Origin of the sequence: Nocardiopsis kunsanensis DSM 44524 (assembly GCF_000340965.1) — a bacterium.
GTDB lineage: Bacteria > Actinomycetota > Actinomycetes > Streptosporangiales > Streptosporangiaceae > Nocardiopsis > Nocardiopsis kunsanensis.
The window spans coordinates 1-3601 of the sequence record NZ_ANAY01000064.1; the positions used below are offsets into that span (position 1 = coordinate 1).

At 69.7% G+C, this 3601-nt stretch carries 4 protein-coding genes and 1 pseudogene; 2 read left to right on the forward strand and 3 right to left on the reverse strand.

Annotated elements, in window-relative coordinates; genetic code table 11:
- Positions 1-67 precede the first annotated feature (67 nt).
- On the reverse strand, positions 68-589 hold the full coding sequence (locus D456_RS0123135; RefSeq protein WP_017578556.1) for a PaaI family thioesterase: 522 nt from the start codon (positions 587-589) through the stop codon (positions 68-70).
- Positions 590-654: 65 nt separating this feature from the next.
- Here D456_RS0123135 and D456_RS27850 point away from each other — a divergent pair, with 65 nt between their 5' ends.
- Both D456_RS27850 and D456_RS0123145 read left to right on the forward strand, forming a co-directional pair.
- Positions 655-1164: a winged helix-turn-helix transcriptional regulator gene (locus tag D456_RS27850; RefSeq protein ID WP_017578557.1), complete on the forward strand. Its 510-nt coding sequence runs from the start codon at positions 655-657 to the stop codon at positions 1162-1164.
- 146 nt (positions 1165-1310) lie between these two features.
- The gene (locus D456_RS0123145) at positions 1311-1835 is read left to right on the forward strand and encodes a hypothetical protein (RefSeq protein ID WP_026116157.1); all 525 of its coding nucleotides are present in this window, start codon (positions 1311-1313) and stop codon (positions 1833-1835) included.
- Positions 1836-2036: 201 nt separating this feature from the next.
- Here the strand turns inward: D456_RS0123145 and D456_RS0123150 are convergent, their stop codons facing one another.
- Both D456_RS0123150 and D456_RS24885 read right to left on the reverse strand, forming a co-directional pair.
- Positions 2037-3221, reverse strand: coding sequence for an alcohol dehydrogenase catalytic domain-containing protein (locus D456_RS0123150; protein ID WP_017578559.1), 1185 nt, complete (start codon positions 3219-3221; stop codon positions 2037-2039).
- 81 nt (positions 3222-3302) lie between these two features.
- A pseudogene (locus tag D456_RS24885) lies at positions 3303-3601 on the reverse strand (cytochrome ubiquinol oxidase subunit I); the annotation flags it as partial.

A 3601-nucleotide genomic window follows, 5' to 3' on the forward strand; every position in this document is an offset into this window, starting at 1 on the left:
GTCGGCGCCTGAGACCGGGTTCGTGGCCCGGCCCCGCTCGCGGGGCCGGGCCACACCTGTGTCCGGCCTAGAGGTCGAAGACCAGGCAGCTGGAGGAGGCCGTGGCCACGACCTTGTCCGCGGCATCGCGGATCTCCCCCTCGGCGAAAGCCATCCTGCGGCCCGGTTTGCTCACCCAGCCGCGCGTGTACAACGGCGTTCCCGCGAAGACCGGGCGCAGGTAACTGACCTTGATCTCCACCGAGGTGTAACCCACCCCGGCCGGGAGTGTGGTCTGGACCGCGCACCCCGTCGCCGAGTCCAGCAGGGTGCACATCATCCCGCCGTGCACGGCCCCCATGGGGTTGCACACCGACTCGTCGGGCGTCCCCTCGAAACGGACCCCGCCCTCCTCGGCCTCGGTCAGGGTGAACCCCATGAGCTGGGAGATCGGCGCCGAAGGGAACTCGCCCCCGGCCCAGGAACGCAGGTGCTCGAGGCCGCTGCGGCCTTCCCGGGCCCGTACCACGAGCTGGGGGTCGTGCCAGGTCACGTTCTTGCTTCGGGCCTCGCCCCACGCCTCGGGGGCCTGTGTGTTCTGAGTCGTCATGCAGGCACCCTAACAAGAGGGTTTGATTTCCAAACCACTAGGCGTTCTGTGCCATCATGAAGACGATGACCGAGCCCGATCGGCGCCCGCTGCCCGCCTCCCCCCAGGTCCCCGGCCGCCCCTGTCCCGCAGCCGCCGCCCTGCAGGTCGTCGGCGAGAAATGGGCCCTCCTGGTGGTCCGGGAACTGCTCTTCGGGGTGGGCCGCTTCACCGACATCGCCCGCAACACCGGCGCACCCCGCGACCGGCTCACCGCCCGGCTGCGCACCTTGGAGCAGGCCGGGGTGGTGGAACGGCACTCCGGGGCCGGCCACAGCGGACGCCAGGAGTACCGCCTGACCGAAGCGGGCCAGGAATTGGCCCCCGTGCTGTTCTCCCTGGTCCAATGGGGCAACACCTGGCTCTTCGAGCAGCCCCTGGCGCACCTGCACCACCACACTGACCAGGACACCGCCTCCGAAGGGCACCGGCACGAACTCACCCTGGCCACCACCTGCACCACCTGCGGTGAAGCGATCCGCTCCGGCGAGATCACGGCCGTCCCGCCCAGGAGCGGACCACCGCAGCGGGGATGAACACGCCCCGGGTGCAACACGCCGGGCGCACCGGTGCGAGGAAAACCGCCCACGTACACGTGACCTGGGCCTTCCCTCCCTCCGGTACAGCGGCCGGGAGCACGGACGACAAACCCGTCCTCCACACCACGGCACAATCCTGTGCCATGTCCCTACACCACCGAACCCGCGCCGGGTTCCGACTCGCCGCCGTCGCTGTCCCCACGAGCCTGCTCCTGACCGCGTGCCTTCCCGGCCAGGGCCACATCGGCCTGGAGGCCAGTGGCCACTTCACCGCAGAGCAGAAGTTCCCCACCGCCCTCATCACCTGGTGCGGGGACTCCCCTCCCACCCAGATCGACCTGGTCGCCGAGGACCACCAATGGCGCCTGACCGCCACCGAGGAGCTCACCGGCGGAGAGGTCGGGGTGGACCTGTCGGCCCCGGGTGAGAGATGGGAGATCACCGACGGCGAGGGCGGGGCCGTCTACCGGGTCGTGCCCTCCTCCCCCGGGACCGAGTACACGCTCGGCGTGTCCACCGAGACCGTCGAAGCCGGGGAGGAACCCGGCAACGAGATCGCCGAACTCGTCTTCACCACCAGCGACCTGGCCGCAGAGGAAGGGGTCTATGCCAGCGACCCCGACGGGGGCGGGATGGTACCGGCCGGGGAGTTCCCACCCGAGTGCTGAGCCTGTCTCCCGAGCACTGCTGGGGATTTTCCTCTCTTGTCGACGTTGGTTAGTACAAGTCCCACCTTTTCGTTGTAGATCCGCTCTGGGACGTCCGCACCCGGAAACAGCGGGGCCCGGGACCGGAGCACGCACACAGCGTGACGGCCCGGGCCCGGCGCCCGGGCCGCCCTGTTCCAGGGCCCCGCGCTCGAGGAACGCTCAGGGACGGAAGAGCACCTTCAGCGCCCTGTCCTCCTTCTTCTGGAACATCTCGTAGGCGTGGGCGGCCTCGTCCAGGGGCACGTGGTGGCTGGCGAAACTCTCCGTACCCAGAACGTCCTCCTCGTCCAGCAGGGGGAGGATCTCCGGAACCCAGTGCTGGACGTTGGCCTGCCCCATGCGCAACTGGATCTGCTTGTCGAAGAGCGTGAGCATCGGCAGCGGGTCGGCCATGCCCCCGTAGACACCGCTGAGCGAGATGGTCCCGCCCCGGCGGACCAGGTCGATAGCGCTCTGCAGGGCGGAGAGCCGGTCCACCCCCGCGGTCTCCATCATCCGGGCCGCGGTGTCCTTGGGCAGGAAGGAGGCCACCCGCTGTGCGAACTTGGCCGAACCGTGTCCCGCGGCCTCCATCCCGACGGCGTCGACGACCGAATCGGGCCCCCGGCCGTCGGTGCGGTCACGGATGTGTCCGATGACCTCGTCCATCCCCTCGGAGGGGTCGTAGACCTCAACCCCCCAGCCGGCCGCCCGGTTGCGGCGTTCGGCGACCGGGTCGATCCCGAAGACCTGTCCCGCCCCCTGGTGCTGGGCGATACGGCAGGCCATGTCACCGATCGGGCCCAGACCGAGGACGGCCACGGTCCCGCCTTGCGGGACACCGGCGTAGGCGACCGCCTGCCATGCGGTCGGCAACACGTCCGAGAGCAGCACGTACCGGTCGTCGGGGCCCTGCTCGGGTACCTGCACGGTGTTGGCCTGGGCCCGGGGCACCCTGAGGTACTCGGCCTGAGCGCCGGGAACCGAACCGTACAGAGCGCTGTAGCCGAAGAGTCTGGCCCCGGTCCCCTGCTCCTCGACCCGGGTGTTGTCGCACTGGGTCTGCAGTCCCACCTCGCACATGGGGCACTGGCCGCAGGAGATCTGGAAGGGGACGGCCACCCGGTCCCCCGGTGCGAGGCCGGTGACAGCGGTCCCGGTCTCCTCCACGATCCCCATGGGTTCGTGGCCCAGGATGTCGCCCTGGTGCATGAAGGGCCCCAGGACCTCGTACAGGTGCAGGTCGGACCCGCACAGCCCCGACGACGTGACACGGATGACGGCGTCGTCGGGCTGTTCGATCTCCGGGTCGGGGACCGTCTCGGTCCGTACGTCTCTGGTTCCGTTCCACACGACAGCCTTCATCACAACCCCCCGTGGCCAGTGTGTCGATCTCCTCGGGGATCGCCCTGCCCGGCCCTGCTGCTGGGAACACACCTGGCCGGGTCAGGAGTTCCCACCGAACGCGCGTGCGTTGGGGTGGTGCAGGTCGAAGGCGGGGCGCTCGGACCGGATCCGCGGCAGTGTCTCGAAGTTGTGCCGCGGCGGCGGGCACGAGGTCGCCCACTCCAGGGAGCAGCCGTACCCCCACGGGTCGTCCTTGTCCACCTCGGGCGCGCGCCGTGCGGTGCGCACGATGTTCCAGAAGAAGAGGAGCGTCGAGGCGGCCAGTACGAAGGAGGAGACCGAGGAGATCTGGTTCAACGTGGTGAAACCGTCACCGGGCAGGTAGTCGGCGTAACGGC

Bases quoted from the DNA above. Each gene is read 5' to 3' on its own strand.
- D456_RS0123135 (WP_017578556.1), bottom strand. From the start codon at position 589: ATGACGACTCAGAACACACAGGCCCCCGAGGCGTGGGGCGAGGCCCGA.
- D456_RS27850 (WP_017578557.1), top strand. From the start codon at position 655: ATGACCGAGCCCGATCGGCGCCCGCTGCCCGCCTCCCCCCAGGTCCCC.
- D456_RS0123145 (WP_026116157.1), top strand. From the start codon at position 1,311: ATGTCCCTACACCACCGAACCCGCGCCGGGTTCCGACTCGCCGCCGTC.
- D456_RS0123150 (WP_017578559.1), bottom strand. From the start codon at position 3,221: ATGAAGGCTGTCGTGTGGAACGGAACCAGAGACGTACGGACCGAGACG.